This is a genomic window from Oxalobacteraceae bacterium OTU3CAMAD1 (genome assembly GCA_024123915.1).
Classification (GTDB): Bacteria; Pseudomonadota; Gammaproteobacteria; order Burkholderiales; family Burkholderiaceae_D; genus Rugamonas.
In genome coordinates this window covers 5,710,546-5,728,638 of sequence record CP099650.1, presented here as the reverse complement: position 1 = coordinate 5,728,638, position 18,093 = coordinate 5,710,546, and the positions used below count along the sequence as shown (strand labels likewise).

Sequence of the window (18,093 nt, the reverse complement as noted above, 5' to 3'; positions counted from 1 at the left end):
CGTCCGCCTCTCATCCCTTTATCACTCTCCAAAGATCTGCTCGATGCTGTAAAACTTCGCTGTTCTGGGAGCGCATTTGATTCTGTAACCAATCTCGAGAAGTGTTTAGTGGGTGATAGCCGAGAATTCCGAGAACAAATCGCTCGAGCCATACCTGCATATGGTCGTTTGCCAGTACAACTGCGCCGCCGCCTTCTCCAGCCAGTATTCGACCGTGCGCTAGGTGATTTCTAATGCTGACAAGACCGACCAAGTCTGGGGTATCAAAAAGTGGCCAAATCATGCCGTAGGCTGCAGGGAAGCGCGCTAGTAATCGTTCTAACTTGGATCTTAAAGTTCCGTCGCCGCCTCCCCACAATTTCGCAAGCCCCTCGAGAGCAAAAAACATAGCAACGAAGCGCGCCTCGATCGTGGTCTCCATCAGCGGGTGTATTGAAAATACGGCGGAACGTAGTGCATTTTTTTCGCCGGGTTGCATCACCTTCCAGTTATCTGCTATCGCGCGGAAATAATTTTCCACTTCGTCTTCGCTGACTAACAGCCCTTCAGCACCTTCCATGTGCACCGCGCGGTTCCTTTTGAGTGGATTTCGCCACTCACGCTCAACGTGTGCGCCGATTCCGACGACAGATCCATGCACTACAACACGGTGGCGCCCGGCAAGCGAAAGGAACAGACAAGCGTCGTCGGCCAGCCTTACTAACTGCTCGGTCGGAATCTTGCGCAATCGGTCAGGGCGCTGGAGGTTGAGTACCGGGGTGCTTGTTGCGGAAATAAAGTCCTTCTCATTCTTCCGCCAAGCCCAATGCCGCTCTAGGGAAAATTCCACCGAAACATCGCCTTCGAGGACGCGTAACAGTCGCGGGTCTTCTTTGAAGACCCTTCGATCCCCTGTATATTTAACGGTGGAATTTTCAGCACGGATTGCATAATCAAGATCGCTCAATGTGAACTGGACATGATTCCGAATCTGCGGTCCGACCTTTTCGGACATAGGCAGGCTGCGTTCAATTAATCTGCCAACATGTCCGATCGTCAGACGTGTTCCACCGGCGAGCCGGTGGCCGCGATAGCTACTTTGCCGCACCAGCACCTCATGAGCCTCGAAGCGACAAAGTGCGTCTTCTGAAGCCTCTACGCTTTTCAGTTGGGCCAATCCCTCCGGGTGCGCTGTGTCTGCGTCTACCCCTATCGCCACGACCTCAATTCGCGCGTCATCGGACGGTAACTGGGGAAACCAAATCCGAACGTCGCAAAGGATTTTGTTCTCCATTCCATGGGCCAAGTAGGCGTCAACTTCTAAGTCTGGGGTATCCATCGTGCTTTCGATTCAATGTTTGGATTCAATGCTACGCTGGCAACCATTGTAGTCTTGACGCCAGAGACAGCGTGGCATTTGAAAAATTGTGTGGAAATAGACCATGGGATGAAATTAACCGGGCCTGCTCCCGCACACAAGAACAAGCTGAGCAGGTTCGGAGAATGGTTTAGCTAAAAAGCGTGAGTTGCGTTTATTCGTTGACGTACGATGGTTTCTAATGCGCAGGTTAAGCAGCCAATCATCTTCAAATGTACATGTATCGCCACAAGTCAGCCGACGTCGTGTAGCTAGTTATGGCTCTATTCTGCGCCAAATATGGATCCTGTGGCGGAAAACAGCCCTGGTCGACCCTTATTGTCATCGACAGCAATTAGGTAGGCGCTACGATAATTCTGGAAACTACCGCTTTGTCCAAGGACGCCAAACGGGAAGCTGACGCATAGATAGCTCCCGCTTTTGTCGTCGACAGTTGCCCAGTCTGCGGAGAATGGGTTTAGTTTTGTAGGGGGCACATTAAAGCCTGGAAGCATACGAGCCTGCACAATTGGGAAGATGTGGTCACCGTAAATGATCGCTTTCTCCTCCCCGCGCTCCGCGTAGCCAACCTGCTTTCCGTCAGAGATGACGTAGTAGGTAGCGTCGAAGCCGTCCTTGTAATCTTCTTCTGTGTAGATCTTGTCAGTTGCGATCGGTCGCCACTTCACTGAAGGAGACATTGCCTGCGCTGCAAGGCAACTAAGGATGACCATTTTGGAAGGCGTCTTGGCGTGCACATTGAAGGCAATGAGGCCACTCAAAAGCAGCAAGCATAAGCGTTTCATTTGTACTCCCATCCTTTTGTAACCTTCAGAAACTCCGGATTCAATTTCCAGAATATAGTGCCCCCGTGCGCCGCCGTCGAATCGTACTGGTGATCGTACCGTCCGACTTCTTCGGTCACCTTCGAGATCTTCCCAGTCGTGCGATCTCTGATCTTGGTGGTCTTGTATATGATTTTGATTTTGCTGGACTCTGGGATGCCGTAGATGTTGTGAGACGGCTCTGTGAACTTGATACCGCCCCTCACCTTGAAGTGCCCCGCGTAATTTGTTTTGATATCCGCGCCGTCCCAGAAGTATGCGCCGTTGGATTTGTCTTCGCCGCCATTCAAGGCGTTGACAGCAGCCGCAACCGCAGCCTTCATGCCGGGATGCTTCTCGATTTCCTGTTCCGACGATTTCATCAGTTTTGCAAATCGAGGATTGCCATCGATGGCGGCGAAAGCGAACGTTTTTTCCTTCGCTGCAAAACTGGAGATTTCTTTGTAGCCGCGCGCGTCGCGCTGGCGAACCAATACGCTTGCTAGCGCAAACATCTCGTCTGCATTATTTTGAGTGGACGATTCGCCGAACGTGATCGCAGCAAGCAATCTCACCTCGGCATCGAGAGGCGGCAGTTTCTTTTTGGTTGCTTCAACCATGGCGGCTGGCCCCGTCGATGTTAAACCAGGTGACCAGTGACAGGTTGGCGCTGTCTCCAAGAACGGCTATGGTATTTCCGCTCTCATACCCAGAAGCTTTCGCATGGATCGTGCCATTCACGTAGAGGTCATACCGAAACCCCTCTACCGCAAGGCCGCGCTCGTCCAGCAGCGAGAAGAACTGTTCTATAACCTCATGATCGTCACCTACGGAAACCGCCGACTGCTCATGTGTGGACATAACGGCAGGAGTGACGTTGTCTATTACCTGGCACTTCAGGCTCTGACTTGGCTTTAGTTTGGGTGGAGGTGCGCAGCCACAAATGCAAAGGTCGTCTTCAAGGGCAACTTGCTTACCATTCCAACTCTCCGGGATCCGAGGTGGGATGCATGCGATTTTTCCTGTTGCCTTACATGCGGGGCATGTGATCGTGTCACCTTCCAGCGCAATTCGGACGCCGTTTATGCTGCCGTGGCTGCTGGCCGAAGTCACCTTGCCTCCTGCCGTGGTCGAGGCCCCCAACGTGATGTGGTAGCGGCGCATGCCTGTTTCCTACAATATTGGATTGAGACTAAACAGCATAGGTGGCGCGAACGGCTAGGGATTGATCTGCCTCAGTACTACTTGTTAAAACGTAGTAGTGAAACCGCGCTGTGTTCGCAATACGACGCTGTTGTTGGGTGGGGCATTAATTCCAACTCACAGCTTTCGCGGCATCGGTTGGAAGAAGGGTGGGAGGTTTGACAAGCGCGTCGAACCGCCTGATGATGGCATATGGACGCCACCATCAGCAAAGAAGTAAACGTTGCAAGGTTCGATACCGCTGAAATCAGGATGGAAGGTCATCTCGTGACTCTGGAAGTTAAGATCGATGGAAAGCTCTTCCTCTTGGATTGATGCCCATTTCGCAAGAATTGATGCTCACTTCGCCCGGGTCGACGCCCATTTCGCCTGAGTCGATGCCGAGTTCGCCGAGCTTCGTACCGAAATGCAAAAGGGCTTCGCCGACATGATTAAGTGCATTGTGGGCACCGCTATTGGCGTTGCCGCAGTGACCATCACAATCATGACTTTCGTCCTCAACAACACAGTCCAGTAGGTGCACGCAGCCGCATTGTCGCAACCGGCGCCGATCGTCGGAGATGCGCAGCCAGCGCCGCCTGCACCGGTTGCGCGTCAACCCATACCCAAAAGCCAGCCAAAGTAAATCTTGTCAGCCGCGATGGATTGCTCTTCGCGTCCGCAGTCCACCATCAGTGATTGATTTCGCTTATTATCGGGAGGTCTCTCAACCTTTTGGTACAAATGACCGGCGCAAATTCCAATCACATGGCGCTGTCGGCGAAAGAAGTCGATACGCTATGAACCTCCACCGCCTCGACCTGGTCTCCCTTTCCTTGTTTTCCCTCGTTGCGCGCACTGGCAGCATTAGCAAAGGTGGCGCGCTGGCCAACCTTGCCATTGGCGCGGCAAGCAAACGCATTTCCGACCTCGAGGCGATGACCGGGACGGCCCTGCTTGAACGACATTCACGGGGCGTTGTTCTGACCGCTGCCGGACAGGCGCTCTATCGCCATGCCCAGCTCATATTGCGTGATGTCGACTCATTGGCGGCCGATCTGTCGGATTACGCCTCCGGCCTGGTCGGCGTCGTGCGCTTGTGGGCGAATACGTCGGCCGTGACGCAGTTTTTACCCCACGACCTTGCGGCTTTTACATCCGCCAATCCTGGAATCAGGATCGAATTCGAAGAGAAAGACAGCAGCGAAATCGTGATGGCAGTCATCGATGGCCGGGCCGACCTTGGTATTTTTGCGGACCGGACGCCAGCGTTTGGTTTACACCAGGTCGATTACAAAAAGGACCGCCTGGTGCTCGTCGTGCCCCAGGGCCACGTCTTGGCCAACCAGCCGTCGCTCAGTTTCAACGAAGTTCTGGAGTACGACTTCGTCAGCCTTTCCGAAGGCACCTCCCTTGCGCAGCGACTGCAAGAGGAAACCGAGGCACTTGGACGCAAACTCAAGCTGCGCATCCGGGTGCGCAGCTTTGATGCGATGTGCAAAATGGTCGCAGCCGGGATGGGCATCGCGGTGTTGCCGGCCGAAGCCGTCAAAGAGCTGATCGGGTCGCTCAATCTGCGGCAAATTGCGTTAACCGATCCCTGGGCCGAGCGCAGTTTGCTGATTGGCCTGCGCAATCCCAAGGCCGTTTCACGCCACGTGCGGCTGCTGCTCGACCATCTGGCGCAGGCGACCACGCCTCCATAACCCCCCTCGGCATTCGCTTGCCCCGGCCAGCTTTCGCGGTTCGCGAAAGCTGGCTTCTTTCCTTTTGGCTTCTACGAACAAAAAAAGGGGAACAGAATGCCCCTATGCGCCGTGAAGAGCGCATGTCACAACGTGGCGCCGATACCTGGACATACAGGTGCGTTCGCTAAGACATTTCATCAGCAGGAGACACGCATGTCGAAGTCATCATCTATTCCCATGGGATCAACCGTTCCAGCCTCGACGATCGAGGAGGCGCGCATCGTGCGCAAGGTGGCCTGGCACATCATGCCGCTCATCATGGTTTGCTACCTGTTCGCCTTTTTCGATCGCATCAACGTCAGCTTTGCCAAGTTCGCACTGCAAACCGATCTCGGGCTGAGCGATACCGCTTACGGTTTCGGCGCCGGCCTGTTCGTGGTCGGCTATGTCCTGTTTGAGGTGCCCAGCAACCTCATGCTCTACAAGGTTGGGGCCAGGCGCTGGATTGCCCGGATCATGGTGTCGTGGGGGATCGCCACCGCACTGATGGCGTTTGTCGACGCCGAGTGGCAATTTTATGTATTGCGCTTCCTGATCGGCGCGATGGAGGCGGGCTTTGCGCCGGGCGTGCTGTATTACCTGACGCTCTGGTTTCCAACCGCTTACCGCGGCCGCATCACGTCGACCCTGTTTTTGGCATCGGCTTTTGCCGGGTTGCTTGGGGCGCCCGCCGCAGGGCTGGTGCTGTCGCATATGGACGGTTTGCTGACCCTGCGCGGCTGGCACTGGTTGTTCCTGGTGGGCGGCATTCCATGCGTGTTTCTTGGCTATCTAGTCTTCAAGGTGTTGAAGGACCGGATCGAAGATGCCGGCTGGCTTACCCGTGAAGAGCAGGCAGTGCTGTCGGCGCGCATCGCCGAACAGAACCGCTCGATCGGCGGCCATGGCCATTCATTGCTCGGCGCGTTGAAAACCCCGGGGTTTTTGACCCTGGGCCTGGTGTACTTCCTGATTCAGATGAGTTCCTACGGACTCAATTTTTGGGCGCCGCATCTGATTCGTACATCTGGCATCACCAATCCGACGACTATCGGCTTTCTGACGGCGATCCCGTATCTCTGCGGTGCGGTCACCATGGTGGTGGTCGGCCGCCTGTCGGACGGCTCCGGCGAGCGGCGCAAATTTGTCATGGGCCTGATGCTGCTCGCGGCAGGCGGGTTTTTCAGCGCCGGCATCTTCGACAAGCACACTGGCTTGTTGATTGTCTCGCTGGCCGTTATGGGGGCGGGTGTGATTGCGTCGATCCCTGCGTTTTGGGCACTGCCGCCCAAAATCGTGACGGGCGTCGGCGCGGCGGGCGGTATCGCATTGATCAATACCCTTGGCCAGCTGGGCGGCATTGTCAGCCCGGTGCTTGTGGGCCGGATCAAGGACGTCACTGGCAGTACCACGCCCGCCTTGTACGTCATCGGCTGCCTGTGTCTTGCCTGCGTCGCCGTGTTGATGTTCGCGTTGCCCGAAAAACTGCGTGAAAAGGAAGCGCCGCTGGACCGGCGCGCCGCCTGAGTCGCTGCGGGCGCTGCGGCGTCTTTTCAAAAATAGGATGAAAGGTCTGTCATGAATAAAGAACTAGCTATCCCTGCGGGTGCGTTGCGAGGGGTTCGCGTGATTGAAATGGGTCAACTGATCGCCGGCCCGTTTGCCGGCAAGACGCTGGGGGAATTTGGCGCCGACGTGATCAAGATCGAGGCGCCTGGCGCTGGCGATCCGCTGCGTAACTGGCGCATGATCAAGGAGGGCACTTCGGTATGGTGGCAGGTCCAATCGCGTAACAAACGTTCGATTGCGCTTGACCTGCGCAGCGCCGAAGGCCAGGACATCGCGCGCAAGTTGATTGCTGAAGCCGATGTGCTGATCGAGAATTTCCGGCCCGGTACGCTGGAGGCGTGGGGGATGGACTGGGAAGCATTGTCCGCGCTCAATCCGGGACTTGTCATGCTGCGCATTTCCGGCTACGGCCAGACCGGCCCCTACCGCGATTTGCCGGGCTTCGGCGCCATTGGGGAAGCTCTCGGCGGGCTGCGCCACCTGACGGGGGAACCGGATCGGGTTCCGGTACGCTGCGGCATCTCGATTGGCGACACCCTTGCGGCGCTGCACGGCACCATCGGCATCCTCACCGCGCTCTACCATCGCAAGGTCAATGGCGGCATGGGCCAAGTGATCGATGTGGCCTTGCATGAAGCCGTGTTCAACGTGATGGAGAGCCTGATTCCCGAATACAGTGCCTTCGGCTTGGCGCGTGAAGCGGCCGGCAGTGCGCTGCCTGGCATTGCGCCCTCGAACGCCTATCGCTGCAGCGATGGCTTTGTGCTCATCGCCGGTAACGGCGACAGCATCTTCAAGCGTCTGATGCACGAAATAGGCCGCGCCGACCTGGCGGACGACCCGGCGCTGGCAAACAACGCCGGCCGTGTCGCGCGGGTCGCCGAACTCGATGCCGCCATTGGTGCCTGGACTGCAACGCGCTTGGTCGCCGATGTGCTCGCCGTCCTCGGGCGGGCAGGCGTCCCGGCGGGCAAAGTCTACGACGCTAAGGATATCGCCGAAGATCCGCATTACCGGGCCCGCGATATGATCCTTTCCCAAACGACGCGCGAGGGGTATGAGTTGGAGGTTCCGGGCATCGTTCCCAAGTTGCTGGGCACGCCGGGAACCGTGCGCTCGGCGGCGCCGCGTCTCGGCGAGGACACCGACGGTGTACTCCGGGAACTTGGATTAACTGAGCAGGATGTCGCCGTCTTGCGCGGCAAAGGAGTGGTGGCATGAGTGCCTGGAACGGCGCAGGGCGCCGCATCTACATGCAGGAAGTGGGCACGCGCGACGGTTTGCAAGCGGAAGCGGTGTTCGTACCCACGGATGAGAAAATCGCACTGGTCAATTGCCTTTCCCGCACCGGGGTGGCCAAGATCGAAGTCACCGCGTTCGTGTCACCGAAAGCCATTCCGGCACTGGGCGACGCACAGCAGGTGATGCAGGGAATCGAGCGGGTTCCAGGCGTGATTTACAGCGCGCTGGTGCCAAACGTTCGCGGCGCGGAGCGCGCCATTGAAAGCGGCGCCGATGAACTCAATCTCGTTATGTCGGCCAGCGAAAGCCACAACCTGTCGAATCTTCGGATGACGCGGGAACAGTCGTTTGCGGCGTTGAGCGAAGTCGCCGGCCTCGCCAGAACAGCCTCATCGGCCGTCAATATTTCGCTCTCCTGTGCTTTTGGTTGCCCGATCGAGGGAGACGTGCCCGAGGACGTGGTGATGGACTGGTGCGCGCGCTTCGTAGACGAGGCCGGCGCCAAAGGTATCACCTTGTGCGACACAACCGGCATGGCTTACCCAAGCCAGGTGGCATCGCTCACCCGGCGCTTCCGTGCCACATGGCCTGATATTGCGCTCAGCCTGCATTTCCATAATACCCGTGGCATGGGGTTGGCAAATGTGCTGGCCGGAATTGACGCTGGTGCGGACCGGTTCGACGCCTCGCTGGGCGGTATCGGTGGCTGCCCGTATGCGCCTGGCGCCTCGGGTAATGTGTGCACGGAAGATATCGTTCATGCCTTGCAGCTGATGGAATATGACACCGGTATCGATCTTCAGGCGCTGATCGCCGTCTCGAAACGCTTGCCCGGGCTGATCGGTCACAATACCCCAAGCCAGGTTATCAAGGCAGGGAGTCGGCTCGATCTGCACCCACCACCGAAGGATTTCGAGATGATAAAACTACGCGCGCATGAGAGGGGGTGCGGGAGCGTGTAACGCGGCGATCGCGGTACGCACGGGTGAGGGCCGGTGATCAATTCAGACTGTCCTGCGCAAGGCGGGACAGTGCCACAAGCGGCCGGTGATGGCACCATCTTTCGTGACGGACAGGCGGCGTTGCTGCCTGTCTCAGTCTTTCCGCAACGGCGAACGAACGCCACATCCACCAAGGAGTCTCACATGCCCAAGACCGGCCTTCCCGCACTGCTACGCCCCGAAGACAGCATCGTTGTGCTCATCGACCACCAGCCTTACCAATTCGCGAACCTGCACAGCCACGAGCCGACGATGATCGTCAACAACGTCGTCGGCCTGGCCAAGGGCGCGAAGGTGTTCGGCGTCCCCACCATCCTCACCACGGTGATCGAAGACCGTGGCGGCAACCTGATCAAGGGACTGCAGGACGTGTTCCCCGACCAGAAGCCGATCAACCGCACCTTCATCAACACCTGGCAAGACCCCAATGTCTCCGACCTCGTGAAAAAGAGCGGCCGCAAACAGCTCATCCTGGCGGCGCTGTGGACCGAGATCTGCCTGGCGATGCCGGCGATCCAGGCGTTGGGCGAAGGCTACGACGTCTTCATCGTGACCGACGCGTCGGGCGGCGTCTCGGCCGAAGCGCACGACATGGCGGTGCGCCGGATGGTGCAGGCCGGCGCCGTGCCGATCACCTGGATGGCGGTAATCTCCGAGTGGCAGCGTGACTGGGCGCGCGTGGAATCGGCCACCGAGCTCTCTAGCGTCGTGCTGGAGCACGGCGGCGCGAGCGGCGTCGCGCTGGCTTGGGAACTGCAACTGCTGCAATCGGCCCGGGCCTGAACGCCGCACCGGACCTGCGCGGCGCATCCGCCTAGCTGAGGCGATCCCTGCGCCAGGCTGACGGGGTCGCGCCCGTCAGCTTGCGAAAGGTCCGGCCGAAATGGACGGCGTCCGCGAAGCCGGTCGCTTCGGCCACGTCTTCGAGCGAACCACAAGTGTCGAGCAGCAGCGCCTTGGCGCGTTCGATGCGCGCCTGCAACTGCCATTTGTAGGGCGCCAGGCCGGTGGAGGCCTTGAAGGCCCGGTGGTAGTGGGATTGGGACAGGCCGGCAAGGTTCGCCAGCGTCGCCAGCTCCACCCTGGAGGGAAGGTTCGTTTCCAGGAAGCCCAACGCATCGCTCAATTGCAATGGCGACAGTTTGGCCGGACCCTTGACGGGCGCCTGGTCGCCGCGAAACAGCCGGATCGCAATCGCGGTCACGAGCGCGTCGCCGTACAACTGCGAGGACGGATCCGGATCGCGCACCGCATCGGCAAGCAAGTTGATGAGCGCGCCGGTTCCATCGTCGGTGAACCGCAGCCGTGGCGTGTTCCGGAGGTCGTGCCGTCCCTCGATGGCGCAGCGCTCGCCCAGCGCGCCGATATCGAAGCACAGGTTGATGTCACGGGCATAGCGCACGTCGTCGCTGTATCCCCACAGTTCCATCCCTGCGGGTGTGAAGTGGAGTTGACGCGGCTTGTAGTCGATCGGGCAGGGCGTATTTCGGCGCAGCCGTGGCTCTGCGCGGCCTTCGCCGACTTCGTCCAGCATCATGCCAAGCCGCGACTGCTCATCGTGCGCCAGCTGATGCAGCACCCGGCCCGTGCCGATAAACTCGGTGATGACGACATCCGTGCCATTCCAGGTGCGGCTCACGCTCGTCACGTCGATCAGGTTCTCCGGAAGAGCGCTTGGGTTTGCCATGACAAGGACTAAGAGGTGGATGAATACCAATTGTAGGCGCGTTTTTGGCAGGAGTGCAAATACGCGCTAGCATGGGGTTCAGGTTACCAGCCGCTCGGGCTGGGCCGACTGAAGTCTGACGTTAGAGCGTGCCGGCTGCACCGGCAACCACTGGACTACGCCCCAAAGCAGCTCCGGCACAATGAACAGCCAGAGCAGCGGTTGGCCGGTCGCTTGCAGCGCCCATAACATCCAGATGGTAAATAGAAAACGGGCCACGCCGTCGTAGCGTCCGAAGCGTTGCTGAGGATCGGTGATGCGCAGCACCGACCAAATTAGCACCACGCTACCCAGCAGACAGGCGAACAGCACGTGAAACGGCGCGAACGCCGGCAGAGCACCACCGCCCAACGCCTGATTGACCGCGCTGAGCTGCTCATGCGCGAGGTTGAACGTCCACGGCGTGACAAAGGGTGCCGTCACGATCAGATCGTAGACGGCGCTGGCGCGCACGATGCGGCGAAAAGTGTTTGTCGAGAAATGCATTGGGCTCTCCTGGTATGTCGTTAGCGATGTGACATGCTAAAGCCTGGAGTACACTCAAAGGTCAAGTGACGATGAGGGGAAGTTGATGCAAATCGGAGAGATAGCAAACGCCACCGGCCTGAGCCGCGACACCCTGCGCTTTTACGAGAAGCGCGGCCTGCTGCGCGCGCGGCGCAGTCCCAATGGCTACCGCGACTATCCACCCGAGGCGGTGGAATTGCTGCGCTACCTTCGGTTGGCGCAGTCGCTGGGCTTTACTCTGGCCGAGATCGAGGCCGACCTGCCATTGCTGGCCGCGCCCGACGCGTCGGCAGGGCAACTGCGCGTCGCACTGGAACGCAAGCTGGCCGATATCGACCAGCGCATCGACGGTTTGCAGTCGTTGCGCGGCGAACTGGCGCGCCGGCTAGGGCAGGAGATGGCGCCATGTCCACTGCAAGCTGGTGATCAGACGTAACCGTTAACTGGCAGCGCTTGATAGAAACACAAAGCGATTGCCCGGCATAGGCCATTCACCCGATACCGCCTTACCAACATTCTCCCTACACTGGTCTCACTTATCCAACACACCAGACGGAGAATGCCATGACCACCATCAAAACCTCGCTGCGCCTGCTCGCCATCGCAACCGCCTTCGCCGCAACGGGCACCCAAGCCAGCGCGGCCGCCGGCGATACCAGCGCCAAGCCCTCCGTCGTCATCGTGCACGGCGCCTTCGCCGACGGTTCCGACTGGGCCAAGGTGATCCCGCTGCTGCAGGCCAAAGGGATCAAAGTCACCGCCGTCCAGAACCCGCTCACCTCGCTGGCCGACGACGTTGCCGCAACGCGCCGCGCCATAGCCGCCCAGCCGGGCAAAGTCGTGTTGGTGGGCCATTCGTGGGGCGGTACGGTCATCACCGACGCGGGCCAGCACGACAAGGTGCGCAGCCTGGTGTACGTCGCCGCCTTCGCGCCCGACGCCGGCAAGTCGACCGCTGAAACCGGCGAAGGCTATCCCGCAGCCCCTGGCACCAAACGCTTCGTCGCCGATGGCGAAGGCTTCCTGAGCTTGCCGGAAGCTGCGATGCGCGAAGACTTCGCCCAGGATGTAACGCCGGCCCAGGCCGCCGTCATGACCGCGACCCAGGGCCCGATCCAGGCCAAGGCCTTCGCCGACAAGGTGACCGCCGCCGCGTGGACCAGCAAACCGTCGTGGTTCATCGTCAGCGCGCGCGACCGCATGATCGATCCAGGCTTGCAGCACGCGATGGCCAAGAAGATCGGCGCCAAGACCACCGAGCTGGCGGCCAGCCATGTGCCACAGCAGTCGCGTCCCGCCGAGGTGGCGAAGGTGATCCTCGACGCCGTCGCGGCGACCAAGTAAGCAGTCGCCGCTAGCGCGCGCAGCTGACATCCAGCGCGCCTTCGTCGGCAAGCCGGGACACCTGCTCGATCAGCGCGCGCATCTTGGGCTGGTTCTGGGTGCGCATGGGGAAGTAGAGGAACAGTCCCGATGTTTCGGGCACGAATTCCGTCAACACCCGTACCAGTCGTCCACGCCGCACGTCCTCGTCGATTTCAAGGTCGGGCAGGTAGGCGATGCCCATGCCCTGGCGTGCCCACTCGGCAAGCATTTGCGTATCGTTGGCGGTCAGGGCCGCGTCGGTGTCGAGCAGCAGTTCGCCGTCGTCGCCGGTCAAGCGCCACGGCGGCAAGCGGCTGGAGGTGGAGAATCGATAGCGCAGCGTTTGATGCGCCAGCAGATCTCGTGGCCGCTCGGGAGTGCCGCATCGCTTGAAGTAGCTGGGCGACGACACGAGCGACCACGACAGCGGCCGGCTAAGTTTGATGGCCACCATGTCCTGCGCGATCGCCTGCCCGAGCCGGATGCCGGCGTCGTAGCCCGCCGTCACCAGGTCGACCAGGCCGTCGTCGAGCGACAGGTCGAAGGTGATGTCGGGGTAGGCGGCGCGCATGCGCGGCACCAGGAACCGGGCGACGAGGAACCCGAAGGCGCGCGGGGCGGTGAGCCGCAAATGGCCCGACGGTCGGCTCTGGAAGCGCGACAACTCGTCGAAGGCCTCATCGATCTGGCCGACCGCAGGCTTGAGCGCGGCCAGCAGGCCCGTTCCGGCATCGGTCAGCGAGACGCTGCGGGTGGTCCTGACGAACAGCGGCACGCCGTGCTTTTTCTCAAGCGCGCGCACGCCTTTGCTCACCGCCGTCGGTGTGATGTTCAACCGCCTGGCCGCCTGCGTGAAGCTACGTTCGTCCGCCACCGCGAGGAAGAGCCGAATCAAATCGAGCGAACTCATTGCGGCCGATTTTGAACCATTGGTTCATAGCGCATGTCCATTGGGGTCCTTTTTCTTCATGATGCGCGAATATACACTGGCTTCACACTTTTAGGAGAATGACATGAACAAATTGCCGCAAACCATAAACGAGTACATCGAGGCCGCCAACGCGCAGGCGCCCCAGCGCGCCGCCGCGTGCTTCCACGCCGACGCCACCGTCCATGACGAGGGCAGCACCCTCCACGGCCGTGAAGAAATCGCCGCATGGGTCGCCGAGACCGGCGAGAAATACCGGGCCACGATCGAACCGGCCGGCCTGGAGGAATCCGATGGCCGTCACATCCTGCGGGCGATCGTCCGGGGCAACTTTCCAGGCAGCCCCGTCACCCTGAATTTCAACTTCCTGCTGCGCTCCGGAAGCATCCAGTCGCTGGAGATCAAGCCATGAACCGCTATCTCTTCGAAGGCAAGCACGCGCTGGTTACCGGCGGCACCAAGGGGATGGGGGAGGCCATCGTCCGCAAACTGGTGGAGGGAGGCGCGACAGTCATCGCCCCGGCGCGCCACTTGCCGCAGGAGCCTTTGGCCGGGGTCCGCTACCTTGAGGCGGACGTCTCCAGCGCCGAAGGTGCTGCTCACGTCGCCGACAGCGTCAAGCGCGAGTTCGGCCACCTCGATTTCCTCGTCAACAATGTGGGCGGCTCGTCGGCGCCCAGCGGCGGCGCGCTGGCGCTGACTGACGACATGTGGGACGCCGCGCTCCAGGTCAACCTGATGGCGGCCGTGCGGCTCGACCGCGCCTTCCTTCCGGCCATGCTGGAACGGCGCGCCGGCGCCATCGTCCACATCACGTCGATCCAGCGGCGGCTGCCGTTGTTCGAATCGACCGTGGCGTACGCCGCCGCCAAGGCCGCCCTTGCCAACTACAGCAAATCGCTGGCCAACGAATTCGGCCAGCGCGGAATCCGCGTCAACAGCGTCTCGCCCGGCTTCATTGAAACCACCGCCGCGCAAGCCCTGATCACGCGCATGGCGGCGCACAGGCAAGGCACAGAGGACCAGGCGAGGGAGGAGCTCATGTCGTCGCTGGGTGGCATACCCATCGGCCGCCCCGGCAGGCCGCACGAGGTCGCGGAGTTGATCGCGTTCCTTCTGTCGCCGCTGGCAGCGTCGGTCCATGGCGCCGAATTCGTCATCGACGGCGGAACGACGCCGACGGTCTAGTAGCTTTTACACGCGCCGTCGCTCGGTTAGGGCGGCATCTTTCACTTAACCATTGAATTCCACCATGAACAGTTCTGCATCCACCGAAGTCGATTTCGCACTAGCGGTGCTCCGCAACCAATCCACGCTCAACGCTGCGCTCAAAACCCACTACGACTTTATTGTCTGCGGTGCGGGCTCGTCGGGCTCGGTCGTCGCCGCGCGGCTGGCCGAGAATCCCGCGGTCAACGTGCTGTTGCTGGAGGCAGGCGGCAGCGACGAAGTCGACAGCGTCATCGATCCGGCGCAATGGCCGCTCAACCTGGGTTCGGAGCGCGACTGGGGCTTCATGGCGGAGCCGAACGCGCACCTCAACGGACGGTCGATTCCGATGAACATGGGCAAAGTGCTGGGCGGCGGCTCGAGCATCAATGTCATGCTGTGGGCGCGCGGGCACCGCAGCGACTGGAACCACTTCGCCGCCGAGGCCGGCGACGACGCCTGGAACTACGAATCGGTACTGAAGATCTACCGCCGCATCGAGGACTGGCACGGTCCGGCCGATCCTGAGCGGCGCGGGCAGGGCGGTCCGGTCTACGTCGCGCCCGCCCACCAACCCCAGCCAGCGGCAACGCTGATGCTAGAGGCGGCGCGCTCGCTCGGCATTCCTACCTTCGACAGCCCCAACGGCGCGATGATGGAAGGCGACGGCGGCGCCGCGATCAACGATCTGCGTATCCGTGACGGCAAGCGGCTCTCCGTCTTCCGCTCGTACACGTACCAGAAGATGGCGCAGCCCAACCTGACGGTGCTCACCGGCGCGCTGGTGTCGCGGCTCACGTTCGAGGGCAGCGAGGTGACCGGTGTCGAGGTCATCGTCGATGGCCACAAGCGCTTGTTCGGCGCCACGCGGGAAGTGATCCTGTCCCTGGGCGCGGTCAACACACCCAAGGTATTGATGCAATCCGGCATCGGCCCTGAACATGAACTGAAACGCCACGGCATCGCCGTGCGCCAGCACCTGCCTGGTGTCGGCCAGAACCATCAGGACCACGTATCCTTCGGCTGCATTTGGGAGTATGCGCAGCCGCAGCAGGTGGGCAATGGCGGTTCCGAAGCGACGCTGTACTGGAAGAGCGATGCCAAGCTCGACGCGCCCGACATGCTGCATTGCCAGGTCGAGTTTCCCGTGCCGAGCGCGGAGAACGCGGCGCGCGGCGTACCCGCCCATGGCTGGACCATGTTCGCCGGCCTGGCCCATCCGAAGAGCCGTGGCGAGCTGCTGCTGTCGGGACCGAATGCGCACGATGCGATGATCATCCGCGCCAACACTCTGTCCGATCCGGACGACATGAAGGCGGCCGTCGCCAGCGTCCAGATGTGCCGCGAGCTGGGCAACGCCAGCGCGTTTGCACAGCTCGTCAAGGGAGAGAGCATGCCGGGCAAGCTGGGCCGCGAAGAAATGCAAGCCTACATCCGCAACGGCGCGGTCACCTATTGGCACCAGTCGTGTACCGCCAAGATGGGACGCGATGCGATGTCGGTGGTGAACGGAAATTTGCAGGTCTACGGCGTCGGCAATCTGCGCATCGCCGACGCCTCGATCATGCCGCACATCACCACGGGCAACACGATGGCGCCCTGTGTCGTCATCGGCGAGCGGGCGGCCGAAGTCATCAAGGCCAAGCACGGCATCTGATTGCCTTGGATAGGGTTTTCCACTACAGTACAAAAATGCAACTAGACCACACTGTCACCGTCGAGCAAGCCGTCCAACTGCTGGCCATGGTCGGCGACCTGAGCATGGGCCAGCCCACCGATCAATCGATACGCGCGGCCCGTCTGGCCGAGCGGCTGGCGCTGGCGGACGGCGCCGAGCCGGGGGCGTGCGGCCACGTGCGGCTGGTGACCTTGCTGCGCTGGTCCGGATGCACGGCGAACGCCAGCGGCTTTTCCTCGCTGCTGGGCGACGACGTCGCCGGACGCGACGCGATGCTGCTGGAAACCCTCCCGCCGGAAAAGCGGATGAGCTTTACCAGTGTGGCGCCGCTGGCCCGCATCCATTGCGAGGTGTCGGGCGCGATCGCACAGGTGATGGGTTTGCCGGAGGAGGTCGAGACCGGACTGCGGCGCTTCTGGGAGCACTACGATGGCGGCGGCATACCCGACCGCTTGTGCGCACCGCAGATTCCACGCATGGTGTACCACGCCAATCTGGCGGGGGATCTTGACCTCCTGACGCGTGCCCGGGGCGTGGACGAGGCGTTACGGTTGATCGCCACGCGCGCCGACAAAAAGTATCCGGCGGACCTGGTGCGTTTGCTGGCGGCGCATGCCGAGGACTGGCTTGAGGCGGCCGAGGCGCCGGTCTGTCCTACCGAGATCCCGGCCCTTGCCGAGCGGGTTCCGCTGACGATCGTAGCCGATACGATCGAGCTGAAATTACCGTGGCTGCTGGGCTATTCGCGCCGCGTCGCCGACCTTGCGGAACGCGCGGCGGCGTTGGCGGGCCTGCCGCCCGCACAGCAGCGTTGTCTGGGCCGCGCGGCGCTCATCCACGGCATCGGCCGCGCGGCGGTGCCCAACATCGTCTGGCAGCGCGCCGGCAAGCTCGGGATGGCGGACTGGGAAAAGGTGCGTCTGGTGCCGTACTGGACGGCGCGCGCCGGGGTGCAGATTCCCTCGGTGCGGGCGGAGGCGGTGCTGGCGTCCCACATCTACGAGCGGCTCGACGGGAGCGGCTACTACCGCGACCTCGATGCCGAGTCGCTCAACATGCCACAACGGATACTGGCGGCAGCCGGGGCGTATGCCGCGTTGTGCATGCCGCGTCCCTGGCGCGCTGCGTGCGCGTCGCAGGAGGCGGCGCGTATCCTGTCGGCGGATGCGGCGGCCGGGCGATTCGACATGCAGGCCGTGAACTTCGTGATCGCGGCCGCCGACGGCACTTGCGTCGAGCCGGTCGAACCTTCAGGGCCGCGCAGGAAGCTGCTGTCGGAGCGGGAGATCGCGGTGCTGCGCCGGCTCAGTCTTGGAGAGAGCAACAAGGAGGTGGCGCGCGAGCTGCAGATCAGCCCCTCGACGGTGGGCACCCATGTCGAGAGCATCTTCCGCAAACTCGAATGTTCAACCCGGACCGCCGCCACGCTGAAAGGGCTGACCCTCGGCTTGATCCCCGCGGAGTGATCAACGGCGGCGCGTCCGGCGTTACCTCGCCTCGGGCGGTATGGCTTTTATTTCAGCGGCGAAGGCGGCGTGCGTCGCGGCGTCCACCGGCTTGTGCTTGATCTCGGTCCTGGCCGGATCGTTGCCGAGGTAATTGTTATTCTTCCAGTTCTTCGACGGCCTGACCGGCCTTGGCGTGAAACCGCCGCCGCAGTTGGGGCAGACGTTCGACACGACGTTTTCGACGCAGTCGGCGCAAAAGGTGCACTCGTAGCTGCAGATGCGGGCATCCAAAGCATGCGGCGGCAGGGATTTGTCGCAGTGTTCACAGGTCGGTCTGAGTTGAAGCATGGG

Annotated in this window: 20 protein-coding genes; 11 read left to right on the top strand and 9 right to left on the bottom strand. The window is 61.2% G+C overall.

All coding sequences use genetic code 11. The features are described from left to right. Positions 1–10 precede the first annotated feature (10 nt). From NHH88_24405 to NHH88_24385, 5 genes are all read right to left on the bottom strand, one after another. The gene (locus NHH88_24405; GenBank protein USX12802.1) at positions 11–1,318 is read right to left on the bottom strand and encodes a hypothetical protein; all 1,308 of its coding nucleotides are present in this window, start codon (positions 1,316–1,318) and stop codon (positions 11–13) included. A 302-nt stretch (positions 1,319–1,620) separates the two neighbouring features. Beyond that, positions 1,621–2,142: a hypothetical protein gene (locus tag NHH88_24400; GenBank protein ID USX12801.1), complete on the bottom strand. Its 522-nt coding sequence runs from the start codon at positions 2,140–2,142 to the stop codon at positions 1,621–1,623. Continuing rightward, the gene (locus NHH88_24395; GenBank protein USX12800.1) at positions 2,139–2,780 is read right to left on the bottom strand and encodes a hypothetical protein; all 642 of its coding nucleotides are present in this window, start codon (positions 2,778–2,780) and stop codon (positions 2,139–2,141) included. Before NHH88_24395 ends, NHH88_24400 begins: the two co-directional genes overlap by 4 nt. Next, positions 2,773–3,324: a PAAR domain-containing protein gene (locus tag NHH88_24390; GenBank protein ID USX12799.1), complete on the bottom strand. Its 552-nt coding sequence runs from the start codon at positions 3,322–3,324 to the stop codon at positions 2,773–2,775. Before NHH88_24390 ends, NHH88_24395 begins: the two co-directional genes overlap by 8 nt. Positions 3,325–3,643: 319 nt before the next feature. Beyond that, positions 3,644–3,886, bottom strand: coding sequence for a hypothetical protein (locus NHH88_24385; protein ID USX12798.1), 243 nt, complete (start codon positions 3,884–3,886; stop codon positions 3,644–3,646). Positions 3,887–4,142: 256 nt separating this feature from the next. On the opposite strand from NHH88_24385, the gene NHH88_24380 reads away from it, so the two are divergent. The 5 genes from NHH88_24380 (at position 4,143) to NHH88_24360 (ending at position 9,664) form a co-directional block, all read left to right on the top strand. Continuing rightward, on the top strand, positions 4,143–5,048 hold the full coding sequence (locus tag NHH88_24380) for a LysR substrate-binding domain-containing protein (protein ID USX12797.1): 906 nt from the start codon (positions 4,143–4,145) through the stop codon (positions 5,046–5,048). Between the two features lie 219 nt (positions 5,049–5,267). Then, complete coding sequence (locus NHH88_24375; GenBank protein ID USX17417.1) at positions 5,268–6,596, top strand: MFS transporter; 1,329 nt, start codon at positions 5,268–5,270, stop codon at positions 6,594–6,596. A gap of 51 nt (positions 6,597–6,647) precedes the next feature. Next, the gene (locus NHH88_24370) at positions 6,648–7,859 is read left to right on the top strand and encodes a CoA transferase (protein USX12796.1); all 1,212 of its coding nucleotides are present in this window, start codon (positions 6,648–6,650) and stop codon (positions 7,857–7,859) included. Continuing rightward, positions 7,856–8,842, top strand: coding sequence for a hydroxymethylglutaryl-CoA lyase (locus tag NHH88_24365; protein ID USX12795.1), 987 nt, complete (start codon positions 7,856–7,858; stop codon positions 8,840–8,842). Before NHH88_24370 ends, NHH88_24365 begins: the two co-directional genes overlap by 4 nt. 183 nt (positions 8,843–9,025) lie before the next feature. Further along, positions 9,026–9,664 carry a hydrolase gene (locus NHH88_24360; GenBank protein ID USX12794.1) on the top strand — a complete coding sequence of 213 codons (639 nt, stop codon included), beginning with the start codon at positions 9,026–9,028 and terminating at the stop codon, positions 9,662–9,664. Positions 9,665–9,695: 31 nt separating this feature from the next. Here NHH88_24360 and NHH88_24355 read toward each other — a convergent pair whose 3' ends face one another. Both NHH88_24355 and NHH88_24350 read right to left on the bottom strand, forming a co-directional pair. After that, complete coding sequence (locus NHH88_24355; protein USX12793.1) at positions 9,696–10,568, bottom strand: AraC family transcriptional regulator; 873 nt, start codon at positions 10,566–10,568, stop codon at positions 9,696–9,698. 78 nt (positions 10,569–10,646) lie between these two features. Continuing rightward, complete coding sequence (locus NHH88_24350) at positions 10,647–11,093, bottom strand: hypothetical protein (GenBank protein USX12792.1); 447 nt, start codon at positions 11,091–11,093, stop codon at positions 10,647–10,649. A gap of 85 nt (positions 11,094–11,178) precedes the next feature. Between NHH88_24350 and NHH88_24345 the strand changes: the two genes are divergently transcribed. Together NHH88_24345 and NHH88_24340 are read left to right on the top strand one after the other, a co-directional pair. Then, positions 11,179–11,550 carry a MerR family transcriptional regulator gene (locus NHH88_24345; GenBank protein USX12791.1) on the top strand — a complete coding sequence of 124 codons (372 nt, stop codon included), beginning with the start codon at positions 11,179–11,181 and terminating at the stop codon, positions 11,548–11,550. Between the two features lie 128 nt (positions 11,551–11,678). Continuing rightward, entirely contained in the window at positions 11,679–12,458 is a 780-nt protein-coding gene (locus tag NHH88_24340) for an alpha/beta hydrolase (protein USX12790.1), read from the top strand. Positions 12,459–12,468: 10 nt separating this feature from the next. Here NHH88_24340 and NHH88_24335 read toward each other — a convergent pair whose 3' ends face one another. Further along, positions 12,469–13,389 carry a LysR family transcriptional regulator gene (locus tag NHH88_24335; protein USX12789.1) on the bottom strand — a complete coding sequence of 307 codons (921 nt, stop codon included), beginning with the start codon at positions 13,387–13,389 and terminating at the stop codon, positions 12,469–12,471. A gap of 103 nt (positions 13,390–13,492) precedes the next feature. Between NHH88_24335 and NHH88_24330 the strand changes: the two genes are divergently transcribed. The 4 genes from NHH88_24330 to NHH88_24315 all read left to right on the top strand — a co-directional run bounded on the left by NHH88_24330 (position 13,493) and on the right by NHH88_24315 (position 17,760). Beyond that, on the top strand, positions 13,493–13,819 hold the full coding sequence (locus tag NHH88_24330) for a nuclear transport factor 2 family protein (protein USX12788.1): 327 nt from the start codon (positions 13,493–13,495) through the stop codon (positions 13,817–13,819). Beyond that, the gene (locus NHH88_24325; protein ID USX12787.1) at positions 13,816–14,595 is read left to right on the top strand and encodes an SDR family oxidoreductase; all 780 of its coding nucleotides are present in this window, start codon (positions 13,816–13,818) and stop codon (positions 14,593–14,595) included. Before NHH88_24330 ends, NHH88_24325 begins: the two co-directional genes overlap by 4 nt. 64 nt (positions 14,596–14,659) lie before the next feature. Then, positions 14,660–16,273 (top strand): GMC family oxidoreductase N-terminal domain-containing protein, encoded by a 1,614-nt coding sequence (locus tag NHH88_24320; protein USX12786.1) that lies wholly within the window; start codon positions 14,660–14,662, stop codon positions 16,271–16,273. A gap of 35 nt (positions 16,274–16,308) precedes the next feature. Next, complete coding sequence (locus NHH88_24315; protein ID USX12785.1) at positions 16,309–17,760, top strand: LuxR C-terminal-related transcriptional regulator; 1,452 nt, start codon at positions 16,309–16,311, stop codon at positions 17,758–17,760. Positions 17,761–17,781: 21 nt separating this feature from the next. On the opposite strand, the gene NHH88_24310 is transcribed toward NHH88_24315, so the two are convergent. After that, the gene (locus NHH88_24310; protein ID USX12784.1) at positions 17,782–18,090 is read right to left on the bottom strand and encodes a DUF1272 domain-containing protein; all 309 of its coding nucleotides are present in this window, start codon (positions 18,088–18,090) and stop codon (positions 17,782–17,784) included. Positions 18,091–18,093 lie beyond the last annotated feature (3 nt).